This window comes from Terriglobales bacterium, from assembly GCA_035937135.1.
Classification (GTDB): Bacteria; Acidobacteriota; Terriglobia; order Terriglobales; family Acidobacteriaceae; genus DASYVL01.
The window spans coordinates 1-2,224 of the sequence record DASYVL010000082.1; the positions used below are offsets into that span (position 1 = coordinate 1).

Annotated in this window: 3 protein-coding genes; all 3 read left to right on the forward strand. The window is 63.6% G+C overall.

What is annotated here, in order from left to right; translation table 11 throughout:
• Positions 1-676 (forward strand): aldehyde dehydrogenase family protein (locus VGQ94_05155; GenBank protein ID HEV2021895.1); only part of this gene is annotated, 676 nt, incomplete at its 5' end.
• A 9-nt stretch (positions 677-685) separates the two neighbouring features.
• Complete coding sequence (locus tag VGQ94_05160; GenBank protein ID HEV2021896.1) at positions 686-1,861, forward strand: Phenylacetic acid catabolic protein; 1,176 nt, start codon at positions 686-688, stop codon at positions 1,859-1,861.
• A 50-nt stretch (positions 1,862-1,911) separates the two neighbouring features.
• On the forward strand, positions 1,912-2,224 hold a 313-nt coding region (locus VGQ94_05165; GenBank protein HEV2021897.1), incomplete at its 3' end, for a hypothetical protein.

Below are 2,224 nucleotides of genomic sequence, written 5' to 3' on the forward strand. Positions count from 1 at the left end.
CAACATCGTCTTTGCGGATTCGGACATCGAGGCCGCCGTGCGCGGCGCCTCCACGGGCATCTTCTACGGTAAGGGCGAGGTCTGCGCTGCCGGCTCGCGCCTCTTCGTCGAAAGGAAGATCCACGACGAATTCATGTCGAAACTGGTGGACCGCACCCAGAAACTCAAGCCCGGCGATCCGCTCGACCCCAAGACGCGCCTGGGCGCCATCGTCAGCGAGCAGCAGATGAACACCGTGCTCGGCTACATCGAAGCAGGGAAGAGCGAGGGCGCGAAGCTGGTGGCGGGCGGCAAGCGGGTCTCCGTGGACGGCGGCAAGGGATACTTCGTCGAGCCCACCATCTTCGACGCCGTGGACAACAACATGAAGATCGCGCAGGAAGAGATTTTCGGACCGGTGCTGGCCACCATCCCCTTCGATGACGTGGAGCAGGTGGCGGAGCTCGCCAACCAGAACATCTACGGCCTGGCGGCGGCGGTCTGGACCAACGATATCCGCAAGGCCCACGCCGTGGCCCGGCGCCTCAAGGCCGGCACGGTCTGGGTGAACGCCTACAACCTCTACGACGTAGCGCTGCCCTTCGGCGGATACAAGCAGTCCGGCTTCGGCCGCGAGTTGGGCATGCACGCCATCGAGCACTACACGGAGCTCAAGAGCGTGTGGGTGAACCTGTAAGGGAGTTCTATGCCGGGAAAAGCCTTCAAGGTCGGGACGTTCAGCGATTGGGTTGGGCTGTTCGACGATTGGCGCCGCGACATCGGCGTCAATCCCAAAGAGGTCGCGGAGTTCAAGTTCGACACGCTCTACGGCGCCATCGAGACCAACGAGATCCAGTTCGGCCACTACAAGGGCCGGCCCAAGTGGGAGACCGTCCGCCAGATCCCCACGCAGAACATGCGCGACGCGCTGATGAACATGATCGTCTATCAGGGCGACACCGAGTTCGCCAGCGTGGAGCAGCAGCGCTTCCTGTTCGATGCCGCACCCACCGACTACGATCGCAAGGCGCTCACCCGGGTGATGATCGAGGAGATGCGCCACGGCTGGCAGATGTGCGCCCTGCTGATCGAGCACTTCGGGCAGACCGGCAAGGTCGAGGCGCAGAAGATGCTCGAGCGCCGCGCCTTCGAGAACAAGCGCCTGCTCAACGCCTTCAACGAGAACGTGGACAACTGGCTCGACTTTTTCGCCTACACCGACTTCGTGGACCGCGACGGCAAGTTCCAGCTGCAGATGTTGAAGTATTCGGGCTTCGCGCCACTCGGCCGGTCCATGTCCTACATGCTGCGCGAAGAGGCCTTCCACATGGGCACGGGCAACGATGGCCTGCGCCGCGTGGTGGAAGCCGGCGCCGTGCCCAGCTGGCTCATCCAGAAATACCTGAACAAGTGGATCTCCGAGTCCTACGACCTGTTCGGCACCGACCATTCCTCCTCGGCGCACTGGGCGTACGTCTGGGGGATCAAGGGCCGCTACGATGAACCCAAGAACGCGAGCGCGCCCGACCTGGACGACGTGAACGACTACAACCGCCACCTCTATCGCGACGAAGTGGCCGGACTGATCGCGCGCTTCAACAACGTGCTCAAGCCGGACCAGCCCAGGCTGTACGCGCCGCACATCCAGTTCAACCGCGCCATCGGGAGCTGGGCGGGACAGAAGTTCCATCCCCAGACCGGCGAGCCGGTCGAGGAGAAGGTCTACGAACAGCAAGTGATCGAATGGCTGCCGACGGCCGGGGACAAGAAGCTGTTGCTCGACATCCTGGGCACGGAAAAGAAGTGGATTGTGCCCAAGGATGGCGCCCGCGACCCGCTGGAAAGCATCGGGGAAACGCGCAAGTCGGCCATCAACCCCTAGCGCCTGGCTTCTAGCATCTAGCTAAGAGCTAGTGGCTAGGAGCTCTTCGAATGACTACCGCTCCCGCCACCGCCGCGACGACAGCCTACACGCTCTCCGAGCTGATGGTGGCCGCGGCGGCGCGCGAGATCCGTGACGGGGAAGTCGTCTTCGTGGGCATGCGTCTGCCGCTGATCGCCTTTGTGGTCGCCAAGAAGGCCCATGCGCCCAGCGCCATCGGCCTCTTCGAGAATGGCGTGGTGCGCTCGACGCCCACCGCCGAGCTCATCTACACCATGGCCGACCCGCCCAACCTTCTCGGCGCCACCCAGTGCCTGGACATGCTGACGGTGATGAGCCTGCTTCAGAGCGGGCGCGTGGACC

Excerpts from the sequence above, each read along its gene's own strand:
- VGQ94_05160 (HEV2021896.1), top strand. The coding sequence starts at position 686 with ATGCCGGGAAAAGCCTTCAAGGTCGGGACGTTCAGCGATTGGGTTGGG.